A 25369-nucleotide genomic window follows, 5' to 3' on the forward strand; every position below is an offset into this window, starting at 1 on the left:
CCGATAAAGTGATCAGGTCGAACACGTCGATGGCATCATGAAATGATCCGGTTGTAAAAGGTAACCGGATTTTGGACTGACTGCACGGCAATCGCAAGGTTGTCCGGATGGTCAGATTTGGCACCCCCACTCTTTCGTCTCAAACTGGGGCGAAAGCCGAGTGGATAAGGTTTGCCAAATCCAAATATAGATGAGCATTGGCAATGAGAACGATTAAGTGTCGTAAGGGCATTTGGTGGATGCCTTGGCATGCACAGGCGATGAAGGACGTGATACGCTGCGAAAAGCCGTGGGGAGCTGCGAATGAGCTTTGATCCATGGATCTCCGAATGGGGCAACCCACCTTAAATGCTTGGGAATCTGGCGCCGCAGGCGCCGCGAATAGGAATAGCGAATAGCGAATAGAATTTAAAAACTGTTCGCTACTCGCTACCAACTATTCGCCAGCGTCGCGAAGCGACGCCAGGTTCCAAGCATTGTGATAAGGTATCTGCACCTGAATACATAGGGTGTAAGAAGCGAACGCAGGGAACTGAAACATCTAAGTACCTGCAGGAAAGGACATCAACCGAGACTCCGCAAGTAGTGGCGAGCGAACGCGGACCAGGCCAGTGGCAATTGTGATTAAAGTGGAACGCTCTGGAAAGTGCGGCCGTAGTGGGTGACAGCCCCGTACGCGTAGATATCACGATTGTCCTAGAGTAGGGCGGGACACGAGAAATCCTGTCTGAACATGGGGAGACCACTCTCCAAGCCTAAGTACTCGTGCATGACCGATAGCGAACAAGTACCGTGAGGGAAAGGTGAAAAGCACCCCGACAAGGGGAGTGAAATAGAACCTGAAACCGGATGCCTACAAACAGTCGGAGCCCGCAAGGGTGACGGCGTACCTTTTGTATAATGGGTCAACGACTTAGTGTAACAAGCAAGCTTAAGCCGGTAGGTGTAGGCGCAGCGAAAGCGAGTCTGAACAGGGCGATATAGTTTGTTGCATTAGACCCGAAACCGAGTGATCTAGCCATGAGCAGGTTGAAGGTTGGGTAACACCAACTGGAGGACCGAACCCGCATCTGTTGCAATAGATTGGGATGACTTGTGGCTAGGGGTGAAAGGCCAATCAAACTCGGAAATAGCTGGTTCTCCGCGAAATCTATTTAGGTAGAGCGTCGAGCGAATACCCCCGGGGGTAGAGCACTGGATGGGCTATGGGGACTCACCGTCTTACTGATCCTAACCAAACTCCGAATACCGGGGAGTACTACTCGGCAGACACACGGCGGGTGCTAACGTCCGTCGTGAAAAGGGCAACAACCCTAACCTCCAGCTAAGGTCCCCAAGTCATGGCTAAGTGGGAAAGGATGTGAGGATCCCAAAACAACCAGGATGTTGGCTTAGAAGCAGCCATCATTTAAAGAAAGCGTAACAGCTCACTGGTCTAAATAAGGGTCTTTGCGCCGAAAATGTAACGGGGCTGAAGCCATGCACCGAAGCTGAGGATGTGTAGCAATACACGTGGTAGCGGAGCGTTCCGTAAGCTGATGAAGGGATACCCGTGAGGGGTCCTGGAGGTATCGGAAGTGCGAATGTTGACATGAGTAACGATAAAGAGGGTGAGAGACCCTCTCGCCGAAAGACCAAGGGTTCCTGCTTAAAGTTAATCTGAGCAGGGTTAGCCGGCCCCTAAGACGAGGCGGACACGCGTAGTCGATGGGAACCACGTTAATATTCGTGGGCCTGGTGGTAGTGACGGATTGCACAAGTTGTTCTGGTTTATTGGATTATCAGGGCAGCGGAGCGGTTCCAGGAAATAGCTCCACCGTATAGACCGTACCCGAAACCGACACAGGTGGTCAGGTAGAGTATACCAAGGCGCTTGAGAGAACTATGTTGAAGGAACTCGGCAAATTGCACGCGTAACTTCGGAAGAAGCGTGACCCCATTTTAGGCAACTATGATGGGGTGGCACAGACCAGGGGGTAGCGACTGTTTATCAAAAACACAGGGCTCTGCGAAGTCGCAAGACGACGTATAGGGTCTGACGCCTGCCCGGTGCTGGAAGGTTAAGAGGAGAGGTGCAAGCTTTGAATCGAAGCCCCAGTAAACGGCGGCCGTAACTATAACGGTCCTAAGGTAGCGAAATTCCTTGTCGGGTAAGTTCCGACCTGCACGAATGGCGTAACGACTTCCCCGCTGTCTCCAACATAGACTCAGTGAAATTGAATTCCCCGTGAAGATGCGGGGTTCCTGCGGTCAGACGGAAAGACCCCGTGCACCTTTACTATAGCTTTACACTGGCATTCGTGTCGGCATGTGTAGGATAGGTGGTAGGCTTTGAAGCGGGGACGCCAGTTTCCGTGGAGCCATCCTTGAAATACCACCCTTATCGTCATGGATGTCTAACCGCGGCCCGTCATCCGGGTCCGGGACAGTGTATGGTGGGTAGTTTGACTGGGGCGGTCGCCTCCGAAAGAGTAACGGAGGCGCGCGATGGTGGGCTCAGACCGGTCGGAAATCGGTCGTCGAGTGCAATGGCATAAGCCCGCCTGACTGCGAGACTGACAAGTCGAGCAGAGACGAAAGTCGGTCATAGTGATCCGGTGGTCCCGCGTGGAAGGGCCATCGCTCAACGGATAAAAGGTACGCCGGGGATAACAGGCTGATGACCCCCAAGAGTCCATATCGACGGGGTTGTTTGGCACCTCGATGTCGGCTCATCGCATCCTGGGGCTGGAGCAGGTCCCAAGGGTTTGGCTGTTCGCCAATTAAAGCGGTACGTGAGCTGGGTTCAGAACGTCGTGAGACAGTTCGGTCCCTATCTGCCGTGGGTGTAGGAATATTGACAGGATCTGTCCCTAGTACGAGAGGACCGGGATGGACATATCTCTGGTGGACCTGTTGTCCTGCCAAGGGCATAGCAGGGTAGCTATATATGGACGGGATAACCGCTGAAGGCATCTAAGCGGGAAACCCACCTGAAAACGAGTGTTCCCTATCAGAGCCGTGGAAGACGACCACGTTGATAGGCCGGGTGTGGAAGTGCGGCAACGCATGAAGCTTACCGGTACTAATAGCTCGATCGGCTTGATCGTTCTCATTGACTGTGCTCATCGAACAAAGTTCGATAATGCGAATAGCGAATAGGGAGTAGCGAATAGTTGCTCCTCATCCGCTCCAAAGACGTGTTCAAAACCAGCGAAAGAGCAGCAGCGAAATCTATTCGCTATTTGCTACTCCCTATTCGCTCAAACCCAAATCCAGCTTCTCAAACAAAAAGTTGCGCTTTGCCGACCTGGTGGTTATGGCGGGGTGGCTGCACCCGTTCCCTTTCCGAACACGGCCGTGAAACGCCCCTGCGCCCATGGTACTTCGTCTTAAGACGCGGGAGAGTAGGTCGCTGCCAGGTCTGCAAAGCGCAACTAAAATCTTCTCAATCACAATCCGGCCCAGGCCAACACAAAAGGGTCGCGACAGCGGCCCTTTCTGCTGTAAAATAATTCCGCGGGGTGGAGCAGCCCGGTAGCTCGTCAGGCTCATAACCTGAAGGCCGCAGGTTCAAATCCTGCCCCCGCAACCAGTCCTTTCCATATCTTCCAGGAACACCAGCATCAGTTATCGCTGGCGCGAAGACTTCATCTTCGCTGGCGATGGTAGCGCGTCGTTCGCTGAAGAGCGGTAGGGCGGGCAAAGCCCGATAAAACAGTCCAGTGGACTGTTTTAAGACCCGAACGGGACAAATCATGCCCGCAACCAAATACAAAAAGCCCGCAGCTCGCGGGCTTTTTTTGATTCCTGCAAATCGTCAGAGCAGGCGTTCAGCGAACGGCGCCGGATTCCGATCTCTCACGTTCCGCTCATTGCGGGCCAGGAATTCCGCGGGTTGGATCGTCGGCAATGCATTTGCTGCCTCTCTGAAATAGGGAAGCGTTTGCCAGAGCGTGCGGTCGCCGACGATGTAAAAACGGCGCTTAGCGCGCGTCAGCGCCACGTTCAACAGGTTTGGCTTGGATGCGGCCCAGCCGGCCGCTCCGCGATGTTCGGCATCGGCGCCGAGGACCATGAAAACGATATCTTCTTCCTTGCCCTGGAAGGTATGGACCGTGCCCACCCGTTCCTGAAGCCATTTCTGCAGTTTCGCTGGAGATCCGTGCGCATATCCGTCTTGGTCGATCCGGACCGCCTGAGAAAGAGCCCGTCTCAAACTGGTCTTGATCTCCTTGAACGGCGAGATGAGATAGATGTCCGGCAATGCACCATCCCGGCGATAGGTCGCGGCGAGGAGGTCGACGACGAAGTCGGTCTGTTCGGCAACGGCCTGTTTGCCCGATACTTTGCCCCTGACGTCGATCCAGGCGCTGTCGCCAAAAAAAGGGCGATGCGTCGCCCGCCGGTCGGCGCTCTTGCAGCCCGAAGATCATCTTGTTCTGATAGGCGATCTGATTGGCAAGGCTGAACATCGGATCGATGCAGCGTCGATGGACTCTGAGCGGGCTGCCGATCCAGAGCCCATCTGCCTCCTCGCCCTGAAGCGTCGTTCCGTAGCGATTGGCGGCATCGGCCAGCATCTGCACCGACGCCCTGTTCGGCGAATATTGGCCTGCCGCCGTGTGGGGTGAAAGAGCCGAAGCGCCGGCAATCAGCGCGCTGGGAAGTGTAAAAACCGGTTCGATCTGCAAGGGATCGCCAATCACCATGACGCGACGTGCACGCAACAAGGCCCCGACCGCCGCCTGCGGCACGGCCTGGCCGGCTTCATCGATGAAGACCCAGCCGATCGAGCCGGGCCCGAGCCCGCGGAACTGCTTGGCAAAGGATGCGAACGTCGTCGACACGATCGGAACGATCATGAAAAGGCTCTGCCAGATCGATGCAATGTGCTTGTCATCGACGGGATTGTTGTTGGAAAGCAGCTTGGTGATGGCAACGATGTTTCCGCCAAAACCTCCGCCCTTCCTGCCGACATCGGCCAACCAAGCTTCATGCAGTGTCAGCGCTGCTTCCAGCAATGCCGAACGTAGAGCCGCCAGTTCGTCCTGATGCCAAAGACCGTCGATCTGCACCTGGTCCTGATCGAGATCGGCGAGACGCTCCGGTGCGGCTGGGTGATCGAGAATTTCCCCCAGCCGCTCGAGCTCCTCCTTTTTCGCAGACCAGATTTTCCGTCGTGATCGCAGTGCCCGTTCGGCCCCGTCATGCTCTCGCAAAGCCTGTTCCAGCGCGGGTTTATCGGTTTTCGCAAGCCGATCTTCGCATTCGGCCAGCGCCTTGCGCAGTTCCAGCTGCTTTCGCGCATTGGCGCTGACGTCCTGGCGATGCTGCCGGGCCGGGTTGGTCGAGAGCACTCTCTTCCACCGCGCAGGAGCGCTGCGATCGAGCAGCTGTTCCTCTTCCTTCAGGTAAGACAAACCATCAGCGATGCGGCGCCGCCAGGTCGGGTACATTTCAACAGCCGCGCAAGCGCGCCAGTGCAGACGCGGCCGCTTTTCTTCACCTTGCAGGCGCCCCCTGTTCCAGCGCACGAGGGTCTCCGGGACGATATCAGCCTTGCGATGCGCTGCCTCGGCGACCGACCGGAGACGTTCGAGCGCAGCGCTGGCCCTGCAGGGATCACGGCCCGCTTAAGCAGATGTTGGGCTTCTGCCAGGAGTGACCGGGTTGAGCGAAAACTTGCGAGTTTTGTAATCTTCAGGGCCAGATGACAAAAAATATTACAATTTGTACTGAAATATTACATTCACTGAATTATTTATAGTGGGAGGAAATATAACCTGGAAGTACCAGGATAAGCAAAAATACAACCGACACGTAGTATCTTATTGTTTCTCGCTCCCTAAAACTAATCACTTTGGGCCATTTCCTTCCTTCTCAATCCGTATTAACATAATTAAGAAATGTCTAAAGAAAAAGGCGATGACACAATAGGGCCGGCATTTCATACTATCTTATACCTGCCATCGCTTCATGTTTGAGTAAAGTGTACCGCTAGGGGAGGCGTATATGTTCATGACAGGTTCAGGAATGGAGAATGCGGACCAGGCAAGAAAGTCTAGCCCGTCCGGAGATACTATTCTTGTAGTAGCCAAGGCTGATCTGTTTTCAGAATGCATGGTGGAGGCGCTGGCAAAGAAATTTCCCAACTGCGATGTGCCAAGCATAACGAACGGAAATCCGATGCTGGAAAAGGATACCAGCGATATAAAGCTCGTTTTATTTTACCATATACCTGCGCCTGAGCTGCAAGACGCGCTGCAGGCGGTCAGAGAAAATCACCCGGAAACCTCAATCGGACTTGTCGTCGAGGCCATCGACATGATGGAACCCTATGTCAGCCGCTTGGTGGAGGCAAGGATCATCGACGGCGTCCTGCCGCTTAATCTTCGACTTGATGTCTTCATGGCCGCGGTGGATCTGCTGATGAAAGGCGGGGAGCATTTTCCGTCGGCGCTTCTCAACCGCCTCACCAACAAGGGCGCCCAACTGGAGCCCTCACTCTATCAGACGAAATCGGTTGATGCCGCCCGCAACAATGCGCTCAAACTGAGACGCGACAGCATCTCCGCCTTGACGACGCGAGAGGTTCAGATCCTGGATCTCATCTGCAAGGGGACGCAGAACAAGATTATTGCCGACAAGCTACATCTTTCCGAAAACACGGTGAAGGTTCACGTCCGCAACATTTACAAGAAGATGAACGTCCGGAACCGCACGGAAGCAGCGTCCCGCTTCTTCAACGACCATCCGGTCGGCGATGACGACATGTCCAGCCGGTGGCACAACTGATCGACAGCGCCGCACCTCCTTCGCCCAGGGAGCGCTGTCCCACTTTGCGCTGTGCATGCTTTATCCTTGAATCGATTCCGACTTAAGGAATATGCGGCGGCTCTTTTGCTTCAGATCGAGGGACGCGCAAAGCAGCGCGACTTCTGCCCGAAGCCGCTTGGGGAGCAGATATACGGCGCGGACCCGTGATAGGCGACGATGCGTGCTCGTGCCGCGGTCGGCCGAGCAGTTCGATTTTCCGGGTAGGTGTAGGCCTTCGAGACGGGCGGCGTCTCGACGACGACAACACTCTTTTTTGCGATGACGGCCATGTCGTCGTCAACGACCGCACAAGCCGTCGCTCCAATTGCAAGAAGCGTCGCTCCCCCGGCAAGCATCGCAAAATGAAATAGACGCCAGCCTTTCGGCTGGGCTGCGGCGCGATTTTTGAACATGCCCAAATCCCTCGCATATGACGCTTCCGGATGCAAGACCGGTCGCGCAGCCCTGCTGCGGCCGAACCCCTCTTCTAACCCAACTTTATTGAGCAAAGTTTGAGCAACGGCATGATTCCCGTTTCACGTGAAAAAATAAGTAAAATGATTAATCATTTGTTACTCAGAAGAACAAATACGTAATTATTTGGGATATTTTGTGCTTTTAAAGTTGACCTTGATAACAATTGTCTTATCATTTCAATAGTAAAAGAGTTATCCGAAGCATAACCTCCAGCATATTCATGTATATGTACTCAGTTACATGAATATCTACAAGAATCAGGAGGTGTGGTGTGCGTAAATAACACAAAAGACTAAAGCGTGGGGAGGGGTTTGTAATGCGTAGTTTCGTTCCCGGCGAAGGCTATTCTGAAGTAAAGAACATAGCGGTGCTCAAGAATCTGGGCGCCGCTCTTGTAAATGGCGGAGCCGGATTTCTTGGCTCGCATCTCTGCGAAAGGCTTCTGCTGCGCGGCCACAGCGTCATATGCCTCGACAACTTTTCCACCGGCCGCCGTGCAAATGTCGAGCATCTCACGTCGCATCCCCACTTTCGCATTATCGAGCATGATGTCCGTCAGCCCTTCGATATCGAAGCGTCGCTGATCTTTAATTTCGCCTCTCCTGCCTCTCCGCCCGACTATCAACGGGATCCGGTTGGCACCTTGCTCACCAACGTACTCGGCGCCGTCAACACCCTGGATTGTGCGCGCAAGACCGGCGCGATCGTCGTTCAGTCGTCGACGTCGGAAGTTTATGGCGACCCGACCCAGAGCCCGCAGCGCGAATCCTATTGCGGCAATGTCAATTCCATCGGGCCGCGAGCCTGCTACGACGAGGGAAAACGCAGCGCCGAAACCCTGTTCTTTGACTACCACAGGACCTACGGCGTCGACATCAAGGTCGGCCGCATCTTCAACACCTACGGGCCCCGCATGCGCCTGGATGACGGGCGGGTGGTCTCCAATTTCATCGTGCAGGCCCTGCGCAACACCGACCTGACCATCTACGGCGATGGCCAGCAGACCCGCTCTTTCTGCTATGTCGATGATCTCGTCGAAGGTTTTCTGCGTTTCTCGGCAGCCGGCAGCACCTGCCACGGTCCGATCAATCTCGGTAACCCGGGCGAGTTCACCGTTCGACGCCTGGCGGAGATCATCCGGGACCTGACGAATTCGCGTTCCCGCATCGTGCACCTGCCGGCTGTGGTCGACGATCCCCGCCAACGGCGGCCGGATATTTCCCGGGCGATGACCGAGCTCGGATGGCAGCCTCAAATCGAGCTCGAAGCCGGCCTTGCGCGCACCGTCGAATATTTCGACGGCTTGCTTGCCGGGCCGGAGAGGGCGGAGGCCGTATGAAATGTCCCGCTACATTCTCGTCACCGGCGGTGCCGGTTTCATAGGCAGTCATATCTGCAAAGCGCTCGCGCGCGCCGGCATGATCCCGGTTACCTACGACAACCTGTCGACGGGACATGCCGACAGCGTCCGCTGGGGCCCGCTCATCCGGGGTGAACTCGGCGATGCGATGGCGCTGCGCCGGACGATGGCCGAATTTTCGCCCGATTGCGTTATCCATTGCGGCGCCAACGCCTATGTCGGCGAATCCGTCGAGATGCCGAGGAAATACTACCGCAACAATGTCGTCGGCAGTCTGACGCTGCTCGAAGCCTGCCTCGACCAGGAAATCGACAAGATCGTTTTTTCCAGCAGTTGCGCCACCTATGGCGTCCCCGCCTCGTTGCCGATACGGGAGGAAAGCCCGCAGCAGCCGGTCAATCCCTATGGGCGTACCAAGCTGATCTTCGAGATGGCGCTCGAAGATTTTGCCGCCGCCTATGGCATCTGCTTCGCTGCACTTCGCTATTTCAACGCCGCCGGCGCCGATCCGGAGGGCGAGCTTGCCGAGCGTCACGAGCCCGAGACCCATCTCATTCCGCGCGCCCTTCTCGCCGCCGCCGGCAGGCTGGAGCGGCTCGATATCTTCGGCACCGATTATTCGACCGCGGATGGAACCTGCGTTCGCGACTACATCCATGTCAGCGATCTCGCGCAGGCGCATTTGGCCGCCGTCAACCACCTGATGGCAGGCGGCGATTCCCTCAGCGTCAATCTCGGTTCCGGCCGGGGCACTTCGGTGCGCGAGATTCTTGAAGCCATCTATCGCACCACCGGCCATGAAGTGCCGGTCCGGTACCGCTCCCGCCGTGCCGGCGACCCGCCGATCCTTTTTGCCAACACGGCTAGAGCGAAGGCGGAGCTGGGCTTCGCTCCGATACTTTCGGATATCGATACGATCATCCGTACCGCCGGCCCCACCTTCGGGCTGGAGGTGACGGCATGAGCGACGCGTCGCACATCGGCTATGGCCTCGCGACGGCGAAAGCCGCCGCCACGAGCGAGGCATTCGATCCCGTATTCACCGGCCGCAAACGCATCGCCTATGGCTTCGGCATCCTCTGCTGGCTGGCCGCGCTTGCGTTTTTCTGGATCTGGTGGTGCCAGTCCGCCCATGTCATTTCCTGGACTGCCTTCGTACTCATCACCGCCGTGCTCGCATGGATCACGCTCGTCCCGGCCTATTTCATCCTGATCTTCCTCGACGCACGGACCATCATTTCGCGTGTACGGCCGCCGGAAGGGCGAGTGGCAATGGTCGTCACCAAGGCGCCGTCCGAGCCTTTTGCCGTCGTCCGCGCCACGCTGCAGGCGATGCTCGATCAGATCGGCGTCGAATTCGATGTCTGGCTGGCCGACGAGGATCCTTCCGCGGAAACCAGACGCTGGTGCGCCAAGCACGGCGTGCTGATCTCCACCCGCAAGGGCGTGGCGGAGTATCACCGCACGACCTGGCCGCGCCGCACCCGGTGCAAGGAAGGCAATCTTGCCTATTTCTACGACCATTTCGGCTATGCACGTTACGATTTCGTCGCCCAGTTCGATGCCGATCATGTGCCGACACCGACCTATCTCCGTGAAGTCCTGCGCCCCTTCGCCGATCCTGGCGTCGGCTATGTTTCCGCTCCCAGCATCTGTGATGCGAATGCCGCGGCGAGTTGGGTCGCGCGCGGCAGGCTCTATGCAGAGGCAAGTCTGCACGGCTCGCTGCAGACCGGCTACAACAATGGCTGGGCGCCCCTTTGCATCGGCTCCCACTATGCGGTCCGCACATCAGCCCTTCGCCAGATCGGTGGCCTTGGGCCAGAGCTTGCCGAAGATCATTCGACCACGCTGATGATGAACGCCGGCGGCTGGCGCGGCGTTCACGCGATCGATGCGATCGCTCATGGCGACGGCCCGGCGAATTTCGTCGATCTCGCCGTGCAGGAATTCCAGTGGTCGCGCAGCCTTGTCACCATCCTGCTGCAATATTCCCGCCGCTACGTCATCCATCTGCCCTGGCGGCTGAAATTCCAGTTCGTCTTTTCGCAGCTGTGGTATCCGCTCTTTTCCGCTGTCATGGCAGTGATGTTCCTGCTGCCGGTTGCCGCCTTGCTGACGGGCCAGGTCTTCGTCAACGTGACCTATCCGGATTTTCTGCTGCATTTTGCGCCGATGTCGATCGTGCTGACGCTCTTTGCTTTCTTCTGGCGGGCCACGGGAACCTTCCGGCCGCACGACGCGAAACTGTTTGGCTGGGAAGGGCTCGCCTTCATCTTTCTGCGCTGGCCGTGGTCGCTGGCCGGCAGCCTGGCGGCCATTCGCGACCATATCTCCGGTTCTTTCGTCGACTTTCGCATCACCCCGAAGGGAAGGCAGCAGCAGCAGTCTTTGCCGCTGCGCGTCGTTGCGCCCTATCTTGCTCTCGCGGGCCTTTGCGCCGCGGCCATGGCGCTCGCCGGCGAGGCCGCCGCCGCTCAGGGCTTTTATCTCTTCGCTGCGATGAACCTCGCGATCTATCTGTCGCTGACGGTGCTGATCGTCATTCGCCATTCGATCGAAAACGGCCTGCCGCTGCTGCCGCAATCCCGCGGCCTCTGGTTCGCGACGGCAACGGGTTTGGCGATCTGTGTCACCGGCGGCATGCAGGCGGGCAACCACGGCCTGCGCGGCCTCGAAGCCCTTTCCCATGGCCAGACACTCGTCAGTTTCAGCCAATCGCAGTTTGCCGTCGCCGGGGCCGGCCTCGGCGGCAAGACCAGGACCGTGAAGTTTCGCCTCAGGTGGAATGGCTTCGGAAGCGCGGGACGGGACCAACAGGGTGTTTGAACCGGCCAACCGGCACGTGTCGAGGAGGAGCATATAATGAGCATCGGATCGAGATTGTATGGCGCAACCCTGGCTCTCAGCCTGTGTCTGCCTGTGGCGGCGCACGCTATCGAGGCCGCTAAGAAGCCGCCGACGCCGCTCAGCGCCTATGAACTCTATCGCATCTATGGTGACAAGACCTGGACTTGGGGCACCGGCGGCGGCCGTTTCTTCGATGAAGGCCGGCGGTTCGTTGCCTGGACCAACGACAAGGGCAAGCAGTCCTTCGCCGAAGGCAAATGGGTGGTCGACGATCTCGGCCAGCTCTGCATGCGCGCGACCTGGACGAATGCCGAGGGAGCAGCGCGTGCCAGCACCTGTTTCGGTCACCGCAAGATCGGCAACACGATCTACCAACGCCGTCAGCCGGACGGCAACTGGTACGTCTTCCGTCATTCTTCCCTGCGCCAGGATGACGAATTCCGCAAGCTCGTCTCCACGGATACCGTCAGCGCCAAGGCGTATGAACTGAAGCAGCTCCTGCTGAATCAGGAAATAGCCCGAAAAGGAGGGTGAGCCATGAAGAAGCTGACGAAAAATCACCTCTCTACCGCCGCGATCGCGCTGGTGCTGTTGTGCGTCGCGGGACTGCCGGGCCGAAGCGAGGTGCAATATGCGGGCATTGCGCCTAACCCGGCGGCGAGCGCGCGGACGATCATCGACAAACGCCCGGTCGTTCATGCCGACGGCATCAAGTTCGGTGCCTACGACCCGCATGGGGATTTCGGCGCTCAGGCCAATGTTTCGACCGAAGCCCTGTTCCTGCCGTGGGAAGACGTTGACCTGGAGACGCTGCGCCTTGCGGATGCCTATGCGCTGGCCAGGGGCCGCAACCTGCTGATAACGGTGGAGCCTTGGTCCTGGGACGTCGATTGGCGGCTGACCTCGGGCGAGCTTCGCGCAAAGGTTCTGCGCGGCGACTACGATGTCAACATGCGGGCGGTCGCGCAGATGATATCCCAGCTGAAAAGCCCCGTGATCGTCCGCTGGGGACAGGAGATGGAAGACAAATCCGGGCGGTTTTCGTGGGCCGGCTGGAACCCGCAAGACTATATCACCGCCTACAAACGAATGATGGACATCCTCCGCGAGGAGGCGCCCGGCACTGAGATAATGTGGTCACCGAAGGGCCTGACAGGCCTACAGGATTATTATCCCGGCGACGACTACGTCGATCTTGTCGGGCTCTCGGTTTTCGGGCTGGAGCGCTACGACGAGCTTGCCTACAACAAGCACCGGACCTTTTCGGAAGCGCTGAAGCAGGGATATGATCTCGTCGCCGGCTATGGGAAGCCCATCTGGGTCGCAGAGCTCGGCTACGAAGGCGGCGACGCCTATATGAGGCCCTGGATCGAAACCGCGACTCTGAAACAGAGCGCCTTCCCGAACCTTCGGGAAGTAGTCTATTTCAATGACCGGGATGTGCACGCCTGGCCGTTCAATCTCGGCCGGCCTGACTGGCGCGTGGTCGAAAGCCCCGCCGCCAACTGAGGAGCCATGTCGCGCAAATCATCCGCGGTTTGCGAGAGCCACGCTGGAAGAAACAAGAGCTGTAGCACGAAGCCAAAGCCCGCACGCGCTTCAGTCCGGAAGTCAGAGAGGCCCGCCGGGGTTTTGCGGGCCGCTCCTTTCATATCAGGCAAGCGATCATCCCTTGAGCGTTGCCTTACCCTCTTCGACGAGCCGGGTCGCCGCATCGGCGGGCGAGGTCCGTTCGAAGGCGAGTTCGTCGCAGATCGGGCGCAGCACGCGCTGGTCGAATTGGGTTGCCCCCATCGGCACCGGCGGCGGATATTCGCCGACCTGATCCTTGAGCATGTTGACGTATTTGACCGTCTCCTGCTCCGTCGGGTTCAGCTGCGGCAGAATGGCTTCACGCACGGCTGGCGACATCGGCACACCGCGCTCGACGCCGAGAATCTTGCCGGCTTCGATGTCGTTGACGAAGAAGTCGATGAATTTGGCGGCCGCTTCGCCGTTCTTCGTCGTGGCGCCGACACTCCAGATCAGCGCAGGGCGATAGTAGTGGCCCGACCGCCCGCCCTTCTTTTCCCGCGGCAGCATGGTGATGCCGATTTTGTTCTTGATGATCAACTGATAACCGATCATCTGGTTGGAATAAGCCATGCCGATCACCGATTTACCGAGACCGAGGGCGTTGGTGTCAATGGTGTTCTGATCGAGCGTCTGGACGTCGGCAGCAACCGTGCCACCCGCCTTGCGCAGCTTCTCCCAATAGTCGAACCACTCCGTGGCATCGTCGGCCGTGAAACCGAGCCCGACCTTTTCCTTCGCAAAGAGGCTTTTGCCCCGCTGGCGCAGCCAGGCATCGAAGACATAGGCGTAGCGAGCCCCATAAGGGCCGCCTGCCTTGCCCGATGACTTGGTGAGTTCCACCGCAAGCTTGGCATATTCATCCCATGTCAGATCGGGTGTCGGCACCGGAATGCCTGCCTTTTCGAATTCCACCGTGTCGAAGAACATTGAGAACGAGTTGAGGCCGAGGCCGACACCATAGAGTTTCCCGTCGATGGTGGTCAATTTCAGCACGTCGGCGCCGAAGGCCTGGACCTTCAACGTCGAGGGGACGAATTCGTCGAGCGGCATGCAGGCGCCGCGCTTGGAATAATCGGAGATCGTTCCCGGCTCGAGCTGAAAGACGTCAGCGATCGAGCGGCCGGCCATCTGCGTGGCGAGCTTCGTCCAGTAGCCGTCGCCCGAAAGCGATTCACCGACGATCGTCACGCCGGGTGTTTTCGACTGGTAGAGTTTGGCGACATCGAGCGTCCGCTTGGCGCGGTCGTTCGACCCCCACCACATGGCTCGCAGCTGCGTGTCTTCGGCAAAGGCCGGGATGGCGCTTCCGGCGCCAAAGGCAAGACCGGCGGCTGCACCGGCTGAACCCATCAGAAATGAACGGCGATTGACCTGCATGGTTATCCTCCCTTGTCCCAATATGTCCGCGGCCATCCTCCATGGCGTCGTCGGGCATTTTCGCCAGACAGGTTACGCAAAAAAGAATTTATTGCAAGAAATAACGTTTGTATTGCAAATTTGCGCTATTTGCATAAAGTTTGCCTATGAGCGATGAAAAAGTCAGACGGCCGCGACAGGCCGACATAGCCACATTAGCGGGCGTCTCCGTCTCGACGGTGTCGCGCGTGCTCGCCAACGAACCCGGGATCAGCGAAACCGTCCGGCGGCAGATATTGAAGGTGGCGGCCGAACACGGTTATCCAGTCAAGCCTGCTGCCGAAGCCGTTGCCGGCGGGCTGGCGCTGATTGCCAGCGACGGCGTCACCGGCGGCCTCAGCGTCTTCTATGAAGCGATCGTTGACGGCTTGCGCACCGGAGCCGCCGAAGCGGGCATGCCCTTCGAAATTCGGCTGGTCCGAGAGGATCGGATCACGCCGGATGCCGTGCGCGACTATATGCAGGCCGCGGGGGCCGCGGGTCTTTTTCTCGTCGGCATCGACCCCAACGACAGCTTGCGCGACTGGCTGCAGGTCACCACGACACCGACCGTGCTTGTCAACGGTACTGATCCCAGGATGCAGTTTGACGGTGTATCGCCGGCTAATTTCTTCGGAGCCTATGAGGCGGTCAGCCGGCTGATGAGGGCCGGCCATCGCCGCATCCTGCATCTGAGCGGCTCTCACCGCCATACGATTCGCGAGCGCATTCGTGGCTTCGAGGCGGCGATCGCCGCCGTCCCCGGCGCGGAGGGACGATTCGTCTCGCTGGCGCTCCAGGGCAGCGCCAGCCGCGAGGCCCACGAACGCACCACGGCAGTGCTAGCCGAGAATGCCGGCTTCACCGCGGCGTTCTGCATGAATGATTTCATTGCCGTCGGCGTTTTGGAGGCCGTCACCGAGGCCGGCCTGCGGGTGCCGGAGGATTTCGCGATTGTCGGCTTTGATGATCTGCCCTGTGCATTGATGACCAATCCGCGGCTTTCCACCATGCGGGTCGACCGGGCTGCCCTCGGGCGCGAGGCCGTGTCGCTGATGTTGTCCCGTTTCCGTAACAGGACAGCGGCTGCGCGCCACATCTGCCAGGCGGTCGTTCCCGTTTCGGGAGGGACCATTGCCAACGCAGAGAACCCGTAAGAGGTGCCGATGACCTATGATCCCGCCAGCGCCAATCCGCTTGCCGGCAATCCGCTTGAAACCCGCGCCGATATGAGCCGCGCTTTGCTCGCTCTCTTCGATCCGCTGCTTCCCTGTTTTTCGAAGGGCAATGCTCGCGTCAGGCTCAACGGCGCCGCCGCCCATTTCGACCGGGCGGCTGCCGATCTCGAGGGTTTTGCCCGCCCGCTCTGGGGAGTGGCGCCGTTTGGCGCCGGTGGTGGAGATTTCGCCCATTGGCATCGTTTTGTCGAAGGCCTCGCAAACGGCACGGACCCCGCCCATCCCGAATATTGGGGAACGGTCAATGGCCGCGACCAGCGGATGGTCGAGCTTGCTGCTCTCGGCTTTGCCCTGGCGCTGGTGCCGGAAAAGATCTGGGAGCCGCTCGATGCGCGCGCCCGCGGCAATGTCGTCGCCTATCTCAAACATGCCAGGCAGTTCGACTATGCCGACAACAACTGGAAATTTTTCCGCATCTTCGTCGACATCGCCCTCGATCGTCTCGGCGCTGATTTCGACCGCAGCCTGACGCGGCAATATCTGCAGGAGCTCGAAGGCTTCTATATCGGCGACGGCTGGTATCGCGACGGAAAAGTGCGCCGCATCGACCACTACATTCCATTCGCCATGCATTTCTATGGGCTGATCTATTCGAAGCTCGTCGATGACGATTATGCGAAACGTTATCGCGACCGCGCCATCCTCTTCGCCCGGGATTTCCGCCACTGGTTTGCCGCCGACGGCGCGACGATTCCCTTCGGCCGCAGCCTGACCTACCGCTTTGCCTGCGCCGGCTTCTGGTCGGCGCTCGCCTTTGCCGAGGTCGAGGCTTTGCCCTGGGGTGAGGTCAAGTATCTCTGTCTGCAGCATTTGCGCTGGTGGAGGGACAAGCCGATTGCTGATCGCGACGGCGTGCTGTCGATCGGTTTCGGCTATCCGAACCTCTTGATGTCGGAGAGCTACAATTCCGCCGGCTCGCCCTACTGGGCCTTGAAGGCCTTTCTGCCGCTGGCGATCGCTGAGGACCATCCATTCTGGACCTCCGAGGAAAAGGCGCCGGAGGCGGCGCCTGAGGTCGTTCCCCAGCGCCATCCCGGCATGGTTCTCATGCGGGCAGGCGGCGATGTCGTGGCGTTATCCTCAGGTCAGGAAAACCTGCAGATGCGTTTCGGCACAGAGAAATATGCGAAATTCGCCTATTCCACCCGTTACGGCTTCAGCGTCGAATCCGATGAGCGCGGCTTTGCACTCGCCGCTTTCGATTCGATGCTGGCCTTCAGCGAGGACGGACTACACTACCGCGTGCGCGAGACGAATGAGGAAGCGAGGCTCGCGGGTGATGTGCTTTATGCGAAATGGTCACCTTTCCCTGATGTCAGCGTCGAAAGCTGGCTGGCGCCCGCGGCCCCCTGGCATATCCGCCTCCACCGGATCAGGGCGGCCCGGCCGCTGAGGGTCGCCGAAGGCGGCTTTGCCATCGCCCGCCGGGATTTCGAACTGGACACGCTGTCGGCGTCCAATCGGGCGGCCTATGCTATCGGCGAAGCCGATTTCAGTGGTATTCTCGACTTGGGTTCGTCTATCGAACGCGTCGGGCTTGCGCAGAAGGCTCAACCCAACACCAATGTGATCTTCGCCAAGACCATCGTGCCGCAGCTGCGCGGCCGGATTCCGGCCGGCGAAACCATTCTGATGACGGCGGTGCTGGCGCTCGGCGATCCCGCTGCCGTCGCCTCCGCCTGGACGCGGCCGCCGAAAGCGCCTGATATCACGGCGCTGGAGGCGCTGGTGCGGGAAAAGGGCGTGACCGTCAGCGCCATCGAAGCGCCGGGTCAGATGCCATGAGCCGCCCGGCCATCGTCCTTGCCATGGAGCCGTCGCGTACGGAGCACGTCCTGCCAGATGAGATCCTGCGCCGGCTCGATACGATCGGGCGCCTGCTCGATTCCGAGCCGCTGCAGCGCCTCGACGACGCCCGGGCGAGACGCCTGCTTTCAGAAGCGGAGATCCTGATCACCGGCTGGGGTGCGCCCTGCATCGGGTCTGAGATTCCCGCTGCCGCCCAGCGGCTCCGCCTCGTCGTCCATGCGGCGGGCACGGTGAAGGGGATCATCGACGACGCCATCTTCGAAGCCGGTATAGCGGTCAGCCACGCGGCCGAGGCCAATGCCGTGCCCGTTGCCGAGTTTACGCTTGCCGCGATTATTTTCGCCGGCAAACGGGCGTTCCGCTTCCGCGATCTCTATGTCGGCGACCGCAACCGCGATCGGACCTATCCGATGCAGCGCGAAGCGATCGGCAATTATGGCCGCACCCTCGGCATCGTCGGCGCCTCGCGCATCGGCAGGCGGGTGATCGAGCTCCTGAAACCTTTCGACTACAAGCTGCTGCTGTTCGATCCCATGCTCGATGCCGCCGAAGCGGCCGGCCTGGGAGCCGAAAAGGTCGATCTGGACGAATTGATGCGGCGAGCGGATCTCGTTTCCCTGCACGCGCCATCACTGCCGTCGACGCAGCACATGATCGATGCGCGAAGACTGTCGCTGATGAAGGACGGGGCAACGCTCATCAACACCGCGCGCGGTATCCTCATCGATGAGGCCGCGTTGCTTTCGGAGCTGAAGACCGGCCGCATCGACGCGGTCATCGATGTGACCGATCCGGAAATTCCGGAGGCGGGTTCGGCCTTCTACGATCTGCCGAACGTTTTCCTGACCCCGCACATTGCCGGCGCCATCGGTCTGGAACGGGCGCGTCTCGGCGCGATGGCGGCGGATGAGGTCGAGCGTTTCACGACCGGCCGGCCGCTGCTATACCAGATCCGCCGGCAGGATCTCGAAAATATCGCCTGACGCATCCCGTCCGGGGACACGCGTCAGCGCGGTGTCCTCAACGAATTGGGCGAACCGTCATTGGCAAGCTCGGGCATCAGCTCGGCGATGTCGACCACCTTGCCGGTGCGCGAGCTCGTCAGCGCCGCAATGCCGCAGAGCACGGACATGGCGCCCGCCCGTGTGCCGGCGCGCTGGCCGAGCCTGTCTTCCATGTCGGGCTTGAAGATCATGTTGCGCATCCGGTCGTCGCCGCCGTAATGGCCGCCGGTGAAATGCGGAACGACGATGCGCTCGACGGCTTGCCTGCCATTCGGGAAGTTGCGGATGAGCAGAATCGTATCTTCCTTCGGCTCTTCCCAGGGCTGGGCCTCGTACTGGCGAATTTCGATGCGTCCCTTGGTGCCGTTGAAGGCAAGGTGATGGCCTTCGATCGGCTGGAAGGTGTTCAGCGAATAGGAGACATGGACGTTGTTGCGGTAACGGATGGACACGACCATCGTGTCGGGGATGTCGATATCTTCGCGGAAGACGCAGCCGTCCCGGAAATAGCCGTCGATCTTCGAAGGATCCTCGTAGAGCTGATCGAGGAACGGATCCTTTTCGATATCGAAATAATAGTCGCATTCATGCGCATGCGGACAGAGCTTGCAGCGGGGGCCGCGGAAAGGACCTTTGCGGCCATAGTTCTGCAGGTCGGCGAAGGAGGTGACGGCCTCGGGATCGCTGTCGAGATACCAGTTCAGCAGGTCGAAATGATGGGTGGCCTTGTGAACGAACAGGCTGCCGGAATTTTCCGTATAGGCATGCCAGCGGCGGAAGTAGTCGGCGCCATGCTTGGTGTTCAAATACCAGTGGAAGTCGACGGAGGTTACGCGGCCGATCTCGCCGGCATTGAGCAGTTCCTTGATCCTGGCGGCCGTCGGCGCATAGCGATAGTTGAAGGAGACGTCGACCCGGCGGCCGGTGCGCTTTTCGGCGTCGAGAATTCGGCGAATTTTCTCGACCGAGGTAGTCATCGGTTTTTCGGTGATGACGTCGATGCCGGATTCCAGCGCCCGCACGATGATATCGTCATGTGTCTGGTCGGGTGTGCAGACGATGGCGAGATCCGGCTTCTGCTCGGCGAGCATGGAATCGATGTTTGCATAGAGAGGCGCATTGCTGCCGATCATGTTGCGGGCGCGCTCGCCGCGCAGCGGGTTCTTTTCGACGATGGCTGTGAGGTCGACATGCTCGCGCCAGCCGGCAAGCAGGTCCTTGCCCCACATGGTGGTACCGCGGTTTCCGGTGCCGATGAGGGCAAAACGGCGTTTCTCCATCGAATGACTCCTCTTTCATACGTGATGAAACAATTGGATTTGAAATCAGATCTGGCAGGAGTTCCGGAAGCGCTCGACGCAAGTGGCGATCACCTCGTCGGCCGGACGCTTCCACCAGTTTTCGGCCGAAAAGATCTCCACTTCCTGCGCGCCGTAGAAACCGGCGGCCTCGATCATTCGTCTTATGCCTTTGAGATCGATGACGCCATCGCCCATCATGCCGCGGTCGAGCAGCATGTCCTTCGTCGGCGCCAGCCAGTCGCAGATGTGATGGGCGAAGATGCGTTTCATCCGGCCGGCGCGAGCAATCTGGTTGGCAAGATCGGGATCCCACCAGACATGGTAGACGTCGATCGCCACGCCGACATCCGCACCGAGTGGCTCGCACATGTCGAGCGCCTGGCCGAGCGTGTTCACGCAGGCCCGGTCGGCGGCATACATCGGATGCAGCGGCTCGATCGCGAGTTTCACGCCTGCAGCCTGGGCATGCGGCAGCACAGCGGCAATGCCGTCGAACACCATCTGGCGGGCCGCCACGATATCCTTCGACGCGCCCGGCAGGCCGCCGACGACGAGTACGAGGCAGTCGGCGGAAAAAGCCGCCGCCTCGTCGATCGCGCGCCTATTGTCGTCGAGGTTCTTCTGCCAGTCCGCATCGTTTGCCGCCGGAAAGAAGCCGCCGCGGCAAAGGCCGGTCAGCTTGATGCCGTTCGATTTGACGATCCGGACCGCCTCGTCGAGGCCGGCCTTGGCGACCTGATCGCGCCAGGGCGCGATCGAGGTAATGCCGTGCTTCAGGCAGATGTCGACCGCTTCGGCAAAGCCGCATTGCTCGCGGATCGTCGCCAGATTGATCGAAAGTCCTTCGACCTGCATGTCATTCTCCTTCCATCGCCATGCCTGATCAATGAACGCCGTGGACGGCGAGCACCTGGCGCATGCGGCTTGCGGCGAGTTCCGGATCGGCCAGAACCCGCGCCTTGTCGGCCAGGCGGAAGAGTTCGGCCAGATGCGTGAGCGAACGCGTGCTCTGCTGCCCGCCGACCATGACGAAATGATCCTGCAGACCATTGAGATAGGCGAGGAAGACGACGCCGGTCTTGTAGAAGCGGGTCGGCGCCTTGAAGATATGGCGCGATAGCGGCACGGTCGGCTCGAGCAAGTCGAAGAATTCGTGGTTGCTCTGGCGGCCGAGCGCCTCGAGAGCAGCTGAAGCCGCCGGCGCGATGGCGTCGAAGATGCCGAGCAGCGCGTCCGAATGACCCCGTTCGTCGCCGGCGATCAGTTCGGCATAGTTGAAGTCGTCACCGGTATACATGCGCACGGCCTTAGGCAGTTGCCGGCGCATGGTGACTTCCTTCTCCTTGGAAAGCAGCGAGATCTTGATGCCGTCGACCTTGGCGGCATGGGCTTCGATCACCTCAAGGCAAGTTCCCATGGCCTTCAGATGGTCGCCATTGCCCCAGTATCCCTCGAGCGCGGGGTCGAACATTTCTCCCAGCCAGTGGATGATGACGGGTTCCGTGACCTGGCGAAGGATGCGGTCATAGACCCTGATATAATCGTCCGGGCCTTTTGCCGCGACGGCAAGTGCCCGGCTTGCCATCAGGATGATGCGGCCGCCGGCCGCCTCCACCGTTTCGATCTGCTCTTCATAGGCCCTGATGATCATATCAACGGTCACGTCGGGACCTGGCGACAGATGGTCAGTGCCGGCGCCGCAGGCAATCAATGCATCCCTGCGGCCGGCGGCCTCGGCAAGCGCCCGGCGGATGAGGTCGCGCGCCTCCGGCCAGCCGAGACCCATGCCGCGCTGCGCCGTATCCATCGCTTCGGCGACGCCGAGGCCGAGATCCCAGAGCCGGTGGCGGAAAGCGAGCGTGCGGTCCCAGTCGATCGCCGGCGTCAGCCAGGGGTCGTTGTCGGCGAGCGGGTCGGCAACGACATGGGCGGCGGCAAAGGCGATGCGCGGAAAGGCCTTGGCGTCGCGCTTCTTCAGTTCGATCGGCGTGCCGGCCAGCTTATAGGGAACGATCTTGCCGTCGAGGGGAAGATTGATCGTCGTCACGGCTCAGAACTCCAGGGCGGGAACGTCGAGCCAGCGGCGCTCGGCCCAGGATTTTAGGCCGAGTTCGGCCAACTGGACGCCCTTGGCGCCGGCTTCGAGACCGTAGGGCCACGGCGCGTCTTCGACGACATGGCGGATGAACATTTCCCACTGCGCCTTGAAGCCGTTGTCGAAGGCCTGCGTATCCGGGACCTCGTCCCAGGTCTTGTAGAAGTCGATCGTCTGCGGCTGGTCGGGGTTCCACACCGGCTTCGGCGTGTTGACGCGGTGCTGGCTCCAGCATTTCGTCAGGCCGGCGACGGCCGAACCATGCGTGCCGTCGACCTGGAAGGTGACGAGATCGTCGCGGCGCACGCGCACCGCCCAGGAGGAATTGACCTGCGCGATCACGCCGCCTTCGAGTTCGAAGGTGGCATAGGCCGCATCGTCGGTGTCGCAGTCATAGGGCTTGCCCTGCTCGTCGATGCGGCGCGGAATATGCGTGGCGCCGAGGCAGGAGACGGCCTTGACCTCGCCGAACAGATTGTCGAGCACGTAGCGCCAGTGGCAGAGCATGTCGAGGATGATGCCGCCGCCGTCACCCTTGCGGTAGTTCCAGGAGGGGCGCTGCGCCGGCACGCCCCAATCGCCTTCGAACACCCAGTAGCCGAATTCGCCGCGCACCGAGAGGATTTTGCCGAAGAAGCCGGAATCCTTGAGCAGCGCCAGCTTGCGCAGGCCCGGCAGGAAGAGCTTGTCCTGCACGACGCCATGCTTGAGGCCGGAGCGGCGCGCCTTGCGGGCGAGATCGATCGCCACCTGCAGATTGTCGGAAATCGGCTTTTCGCAATAGACGTGCTTGCCGGCGTCGAGCGCCCTGGACAGAAGCTCGGCGCGCATCAGCGTCGTGCCGGCGTCGAAGAAGATCGTGTCGTCGGGATTGGCGAGCGCGGCATCGAGATCGGTCGACCAGCGCTTGATGTTATGCTTCTTCGCGAGCTCTTCCATCTTGGCGCCGTTGCGGCCGACGATGATCGGGTCGATCTCGAGTTTCTCGCCCGATTTCAGCGTGATGCCGCCCTGGTCGCGGAAGGCCAGGATAGAGCGAACCAGGTGCTGGTTGTAACCCATGCGGCCGGTGACGCCGTGCAAGATGATCCCCAAGCGTGCCATTTTTTCCTCCCTGCAATCTTCTGCGGCGGGAGCGGGCAGCTGGCCCGGCCCTCCCAAGCCGGTAACTAAACGGTTACTTGATGGCAGAAGAGCGGCGAGCCTGTCAATAGTCAAATCCTGCTTTCGCTATTCAGCGCTTGATCGAGGCGAGGGTGACGTGGACGATATGCCTCTCCCAGGCATTGAGATGAGCCGGCTCGATCAGATCGCGGCCGAAGATCGTCGAAAGCGTGTACTGGTTGGAGAGATAGAAATAGCCGAGCGAGGCGATCGTCAGATAGACATGCAGGGGATCGGCGGTCTCGATGAAAACGCCCTGCTTCTTGCCCTGCTCGAGCACTTGGGAAAGCTCGCCGATCAGGTGCGAATGCAGTTCCTTGAGCCGGATGGACTGACGCAGCCACCGGGCGCGGTGCAGGTTTTCGGTGCCGAGCAGGCTTAGGAATTCCGGGTGCTGGAGAAAATAACGCCAGGTGAAGAGCGCCAGCTCGCCAATGCCTTCCTCGGGGCTGCGATCGCCGATATGCAACGCGCGCTCGGCTGTGCGGATGCCGACATAGGCTTCCTCGAGCACCTTGAGGTAGAGCTGCTCCTTGTCGCCGAAATAGTGGTAGAGCATGCGCTTATTGGTGCCGGCCCGTTCGGCAATGGCGTCGACGCGGGCTCCGCCCATGCCATTTTCGGCGAATTCGCGGGTTGCCGCTTCAAGGATCGCGGCGCGTGTCCGCTCCGGATCCCGTTGCGCCGTCCGTTCTGTCGACGGTCGCCGGGCCTGTTTCTTTTCCCTGTTTCCCCCGCTGTCGTTCATCGCTCCACCCCTGTATCCACGTGCTGCGCTCATAAGCCTTCGGTGCGAAATTGTAAAAACCGAATTTGGAAGGGCGGCCCACCGGAACAGAAGGGTCGGAGTATGACGTCGCCTGAAACCATCGAGACTTTTCGCCATCATGCTCTAACCGACACCGCTTGACAGGCTTGCCGCTTTGCTCGTAGCTTGTAACCAATTAGTTATTTGCGCAAGCAAAACTGGTTTGGAAGCGTGTGGAGGCGCTTCCCTTTGGAGGAGGAAAAAATGACTCTGCGTGTAAACAGACGTAATTTCGTGGCCGGAGGCGCAGCACTTCTGTCGCTCTCGGCGCTCGGCACCAGCGCCTTGGCCCAGGAAAAGCGCCTGCGTCTCCTGTGGTGGGGCTCGCAGCCGCGCGCCGACCGAACCAACAAGGTGTCGCAGCTCTATCAGACCAAGAATCCCGGCACGTCGATCACCGGCGAGTTCCTCGGCTGGGGCGACTACTGGCCGCGCCTTGCGACCCAGGTCGCGGGCCGCAATGCGCCCGACGTCATCCAGATGGACTATCGTTATATCGTCCAATATGCACGGCGTGGCGCGCTCGCCCCGCTCGAATCCTATATGCCGGCCAAGCTCAATCTCGACGATTTCGACAAGGCCCAGATCGAGGGCGGCAGCGTCGACGGCCATCTCTATGGCGTCAGCCTCGGCGCCAATTCCGCCGCGACGGTGCTCAACACCACCGCCTTCAAGGAGGCCGGCGTCGATCTGCCGACGCAGGCGACCACCTGGGATGAATTCGCCCGGATGGGTGCGGAGATCACGAAGGCCGGTAAGCGCAAGGGCATGTTCGGTATAGCCGACGGCAGCGGCGCTGAACCGCTGTTCGAGAACTGGCTGCGTCAACGCGGCAAGGCGCTCTATACCGCCGACGGCAAGATCGGCTTCGGTGTGGAGGATGCATCGGAATGGTACGACATGTGGGCCAAGTTCCGTGAGGCGGGCGCCTGCGTTCCCGCCGATATTCAGGCTCTCGACAAGAATGATATCGAAACCAACACGGTTTCGCTCGGCAAATCGGCCGCCGGTTTCGCCCATTCCAACCAGTTCGTCGCCTATCAGGCAATGAACAAGGATAAGTTGGCGCTCACCAATTACATGCGAGTCAAGCCGGATTCGAAGGGCGGCCACTATCGCAAGCCTTCGATGTTCTTCTCGGTCTCGGCCCAGTCGAAAGCAATCGACCTAGCCGTCGACTACGTCAATTTCTTCGTCAAGAATCCAGAGGCAGTGCTGCTCCTGGATGTCGAACGCGGCATTCCGGAATCGGCGGCCATGCGCGAGGTCGTCGCGACGAAGCTCGATGAAAACGGCAAGGTGGCACTGGCCTATGTCAGCGGTCTCGGCGATCTCGCCGGCAAATTGCCTCCGCCGCCCCCGGCTGGTGCCGGTGAAGGCGAGCTGATGCTGCGAAACATTGCCGAACAGGTCGGTTTCGGACAGCTGTCTCCCGCCGATGGCGGCAAACAGCTTGTCACTGAAATTACGCAGATTCTCGCAAGAGGCTGATCCC

The 25369-nt window shown here is 59.8% G+C and carries 17 protein-coding genes, 1 tRNA gene, 2 rRNA genes and 1 pseudogene; 13 read left to right on the top strand and 8 right to left on the bottom strand.

Annotation, left to right across the window (positions count from 1 at the left end; all coding sequences use genetic code 11):
- Positions 1 to 211: 211 nt before the first annotated feature.
- From RHE_RS00320 to RHE_RS00330, 3 genes are all read left to right on the top strand, one after another.
- A 23S ribosomal RNA gene (locus RHE_RS00320) occupies positions 212 to 3089 on the top strand.
- A gap of 199 nt (positions 3090 to 3288) precedes the next feature.
- Positions 3289 to 3403, top strand: a 5S ribosomal RNA gene (gene rrf / locus RHE_RS00325).
- Between the two features lie 94 nt (positions 3404 to 3497).
- Positions 3498 to 3574 (top strand) — tRNA-Met (locus tag RHE_RS00330).
- A 225-nt stretch (positions 3575 to 3799) separates the two neighbouring features.
- Here RHE_RS00330 and RHE_RS00335 read toward each other — a convergent pair.
- Positions 3800 to 5417, bottom strand: a pseudogene (locus tag RHE_RS00335) (DEAD/DEAH box helicase); the annotation flags it as partial.
- Positions 5418 to 5994: 577 nt separating this feature from the next.
- On the opposite strand from RHE_RS00335, the gene RHE_RS00340 reads away from it, so the two are divergent.
- The gene (locus RHE_RS00340; protein ID WP_011423463.1) at positions 5995 to 6777 is read left to right on the top strand and encodes a helix-turn-helix transcriptional regulator; all 783 of its coding nucleotides are present in this window, start codon (positions 5995 to 5997) and stop codon (positions 6775 to 6777) included.
- A gap of 110 nt (positions 6778 to 6887) precedes the next feature.
- Here RHE_RS00340 and RHE_RS00345 read toward each other — a convergent pair whose 3' ends face one another.
- Positions 6888 to 7211 carry a hypothetical protein gene (locus RHE_RS00345; RefSeq protein WP_020920042.1) on the bottom strand — a complete coding sequence of 108 codons (324 nt, stop codon included), beginning with the start codon at positions 7209 to 7211 and terminating at the stop codon, positions 6888 to 6890.
- Positions 7212 to 7591: 380 nt separating this feature from the next.
- Between RHE_RS00345 and RHE_RS00350 the strand changes: the two genes are divergently transcribed.
- From RHE_RS00350 to RHE_RS00370, 5 genes are read left to right on the top strand one after another with little or no spacing between them, the layout of a single operon-like run.
- Positions 7592 to 8614: a UDP-glucuronic acid decarboxylase family protein gene (locus tag RHE_RS00350; protein ID WP_011423465.1), complete on the top strand. Its 1023-nt coding sequence runs from the start codon at positions 7592 to 7594 to the stop codon at positions 8612 to 8614.
- 1 nt (position 8615) lies between these two features.
- A complete protein-coding gene (galE, locus tag RHE_RS00355) occupies positions 8616 to 9599 on the top strand; it encodes a UDP-glucose 4-epimerase GalE (protein ID WP_011423466.1) in 984 nt (327 codons plus the stop codon).
- Positions 9596 to 11464, top strand: a complete 1869-nt coding sequence (locus RHE_RS00360) for a glycosyltransferase family 2 protein (RefSeq protein ID WP_011423467.1) — start codon at positions 9596 to 9598, stop codon at positions 11462 to 11464. The genes galE and RHE_RS00360 overlap by 4 nt, the downstream gene beginning before the upstream one ends.
- 36 nt (positions 11465 to 11500) lie before the next feature.
- On the top strand, positions 11501 to 12019 hold the full coding sequence (locus RHE_RS00365) for a DUF995 domain-containing protein (RefSeq protein ID WP_011423468.1): 519 nt from the start codon (positions 11501 to 11503) through the stop codon (positions 12017 to 12019).
- A 3-nt stretch (positions 12020 to 12022) separates the two neighbouring features.
- The gene (locus tag RHE_RS00370; protein ID WP_011423469.1) at positions 12023 to 12994 is read left to right on the top strand and encodes a glycoside hydrolase family 26 protein; all 972 of its coding nucleotides are present in this window, start codon (positions 12023 to 12025) and stop codon (positions 12992 to 12994) included.
- Between the two features lie 156 nt (positions 12995 to 13150).
- On the opposite strand, the gene RHE_RS00375 is transcribed toward RHE_RS00370, so the two are convergent.
- Positions 13151 to 14437, bottom strand: coding sequence for an ABC transporter substrate-binding protein (locus RHE_RS00375; RefSeq protein WP_011423470.1), 1287 nt, complete (start codon positions 14435 to 14437; stop codon positions 13151 to 13153).
- A gap of 146 nt (positions 14438 to 14583) precedes the next feature.
- On the opposite strand from RHE_RS00375, the gene RHE_RS00380 reads away from it, so the two are divergent.
- Genes RHE_RS00380 through RHE_RS00390 form a run of 3 tightly spaced genes read left to right on the top strand, consistent with a single transcriptional unit; the run spans position 14584 to position 18485 of the window.
- Positions 14584 to 15612, top strand: a complete 1029-nt coding sequence (locus RHE_RS00380) for a LacI family DNA-binding transcriptional regulator (protein ID WP_011423471.1) — start codon at positions 14584 to 14586, stop codon at positions 15610 to 15612.
- 9 nt (positions 15613 to 15621) lie between these two features.
- On the top strand, positions 15622 to 17478 hold the full coding sequence (locus tag RHE_RS00385) for a DUF2264 domain-containing protein (RefSeq protein ID WP_011423472.1): 1857 nt from the start codon (positions 15622 to 15624) through the stop codon (positions 17476 to 17478).
- Positions 17475 to 18485 (top strand): hydroxyacid dehydrogenase, encoded by a 1011-nt coding sequence (locus RHE_RS00390; RefSeq protein ID WP_011423473.1) that lies wholly within the window; start codon positions 17475 to 17477, stop codon positions 18483 to 18485. Before RHE_RS00385 ends, RHE_RS00390 begins: the two co-directional genes overlap by 4 nt.
- Before the next feature lie 23 nt (positions 18486 to 18508).
- Here RHE_RS00390 and RHE_RS00395 read toward each other — a convergent pair whose 3' ends face one another.
- The 5 genes from RHE_RS00395 to RHE_RS00415 form a co-directional block, all read right to left on the bottom strand.
- On the bottom strand, positions 18509 to 19786 hold the full coding sequence (locus tag RHE_RS00395; protein ID WP_011423474.1) for a Gfo/Idh/MocA family protein: 1278 nt from the start codon (positions 19784 to 19786) through the stop codon (positions 18509 to 18511).
- Positions 19787 to 19831: 45 nt separating this feature from the next.
- Positions 19832 to 20662, bottom strand: a complete 831-nt coding sequence (locus RHE_RS00400; protein WP_011423475.1) for a sugar phosphate isomerase/epimerase family protein — start codon at positions 20660 to 20662, stop codon at positions 19832 to 19834.
- Positions 20663 to 20690: 28 nt separating this feature from the next.
- The gene (locus RHE_RS00405; RefSeq protein ID WP_011423476.1) at positions 20691 to 21854 is read right to left on the bottom strand and encodes a dihydrodipicolinate synthase family protein; all 1164 of its coding nucleotides are present in this window, start codon (positions 21852 to 21854) and stop codon (positions 20691 to 20693) included.
- 3 nt (positions 21855 to 21857) lie between these two features.
- Positions 21858 to 23006: a Gfo/Idh/MocA family protein gene (locus RHE_RS00410; protein WP_011423477.1), complete on the bottom strand. Its 1149-nt coding sequence runs from the start codon at positions 23004 to 23006 to the stop codon at positions 21858 to 21860.
- Positions 23007 to 23136: 130 nt separating this feature from the next.
- Positions 23137 to 23814 carry a TetR/AcrR family transcriptional regulator gene (locus RHE_RS00415; RefSeq protein ID WP_011423478.1) on the bottom strand — a complete coding sequence of 226 codons (678 nt, stop codon included), beginning with the start codon at positions 23812 to 23814 and terminating at the stop codon, positions 23137 to 23139.
- A 264-nt stretch (positions 23815 to 24078) separates the two neighbouring features.
- Between RHE_RS00415 and RHE_RS00420 the strand changes: the two genes are divergently transcribed.
- Positions 24079 to 25365, top strand: a complete 1287-nt coding sequence (locus RHE_RS00420) for an ABC transporter substrate-binding protein (protein WP_011423479.1) — start codon at positions 24079 to 24081, stop codon at positions 25363 to 25365.
- Positions 25366 to 25369: the final 4 nt, after the last annotated feature.

Source organism: Rhizobium etli CFN 42 (assembly GCF_000092045.1).
In the GTDB taxonomy this organism is placed as follows: Bacteria; Pseudomonadota; Alphaproteobacteria; order Rhizobiales; family Rhizobiaceae; genus Rhizobium; species Rhizobium etli.

Excerpts from the sequence above, each read along its gene's own strand:
- RHE_RS00365 (WP_011423468.1), top strand. The coding sequence starts at position 11,501 with ATGAGCATCGGATCGAGATTGTATGGCGCAACCCTGGCTCTCAGCCTG.
- galE (WP_011423466.1), top strand. The coding sequence starts at position 8,616 with ATGTCCCGCTACATTCTCGTCACCGGCGGTGCCGGTTTCATAGGCAGT.
- RHE_RS00420 (WP_011423479.1), top strand. The coding sequence starts at position 24,079 with ATGACTCTGCGTGTAAACAGACGTAATTTCGTGGCCGGAGGCGCAGCA.
- RHE_RS00370 (WP_011423469.1), top strand. The coding sequence starts at position 12,023 with ATGAAGAAGCTGACGAAAAATCACCTCTCTACCGCCGCGATCGCGCTG.
- RHE_RS00390 (WP_011423473.1), top strand. The coding sequence starts at position 17,475 with ATGAGCCGCCCGGCCATCGTCCTTGCCATGGAGCCGTCGCGTACGGAG.
- RHE_RS00380 (WP_011423471.1), top strand. The coding sequence starts at position 14,584 with ATGAGCGATGAAAAAGTCAGACGGCCGCGACAGGCCGACATAGCCACA.
- RHE_RS00395 (WP_011423474.1), bottom strand. The coding sequence starts at position 19,786 with ATGGAGAAACGCCGTTTTGCCCTCATCGGCACCGGAAACCGCGGTACC.
- RHE_RS00410 (WP_011423477.1), bottom strand. The coding sequence starts at position 23,006 with ATGGCACGCTTGGGGATCATCTTGCACGGCGTCACCGGCCGCATGGGT.
- RHE_RS00375 (WP_011423470.1), bottom strand. The coding sequence starts at position 14,437 with ATGCAGGTCAATCGCCGTTCATTTCTGATGGGTTCAGCCGGTGCAGCC.
- RHE_RS00345 (WP_020920042.1), bottom strand. The coding sequence starts at position 7,211 with ATGTTCAAAAATCGCGCCGCAGCCCAGCCGAAAGGCTGGCGTCTATTT.
- RHE_RS00340 (WP_011423463.1), top strand. The coding sequence starts at position 5,995 with ATGTTCATGACAGGTTCAGGAATGGAGAATGCGGACCAGGCAAGAAAG.
- RHE_RS00360 (WP_011423467.1), top strand. The coding sequence starts at position 9,596 with ATGAGCGACGCGTCGCACATCGGCTATGGCCTCGCGACGGCGAAAGCC.
- RHE_RS00400 (WP_011423475.1), bottom strand. The coding sequence starts at position 20,662 with ATGCAGGTCGAAGGACTTTCGATCAATCTGGCGACGATCCGCGAGCAA.
- RHE_RS00385 (WP_011423472.1), top strand. The coding sequence starts at position 15,622 with ATGACCTATGATCCCGCCAGCGCCAATCCGCTTGCCGGCAATCCGCTT.
- RHE_RS00350 (WP_011423465.1), top strand. The coding sequence starts at position 7,592 with ATGCGTAGTTTCGTTCCCGGCGAAGGCTATTCTGAAGTAAAGAACATA.
- RHE_RS00415 (WP_011423478.1), bottom strand. The coding sequence starts at position 23,814 with ATGAACGACAGCGGGGGAAACAGGGAAAAGAAACAGGCCCGGCGACCG.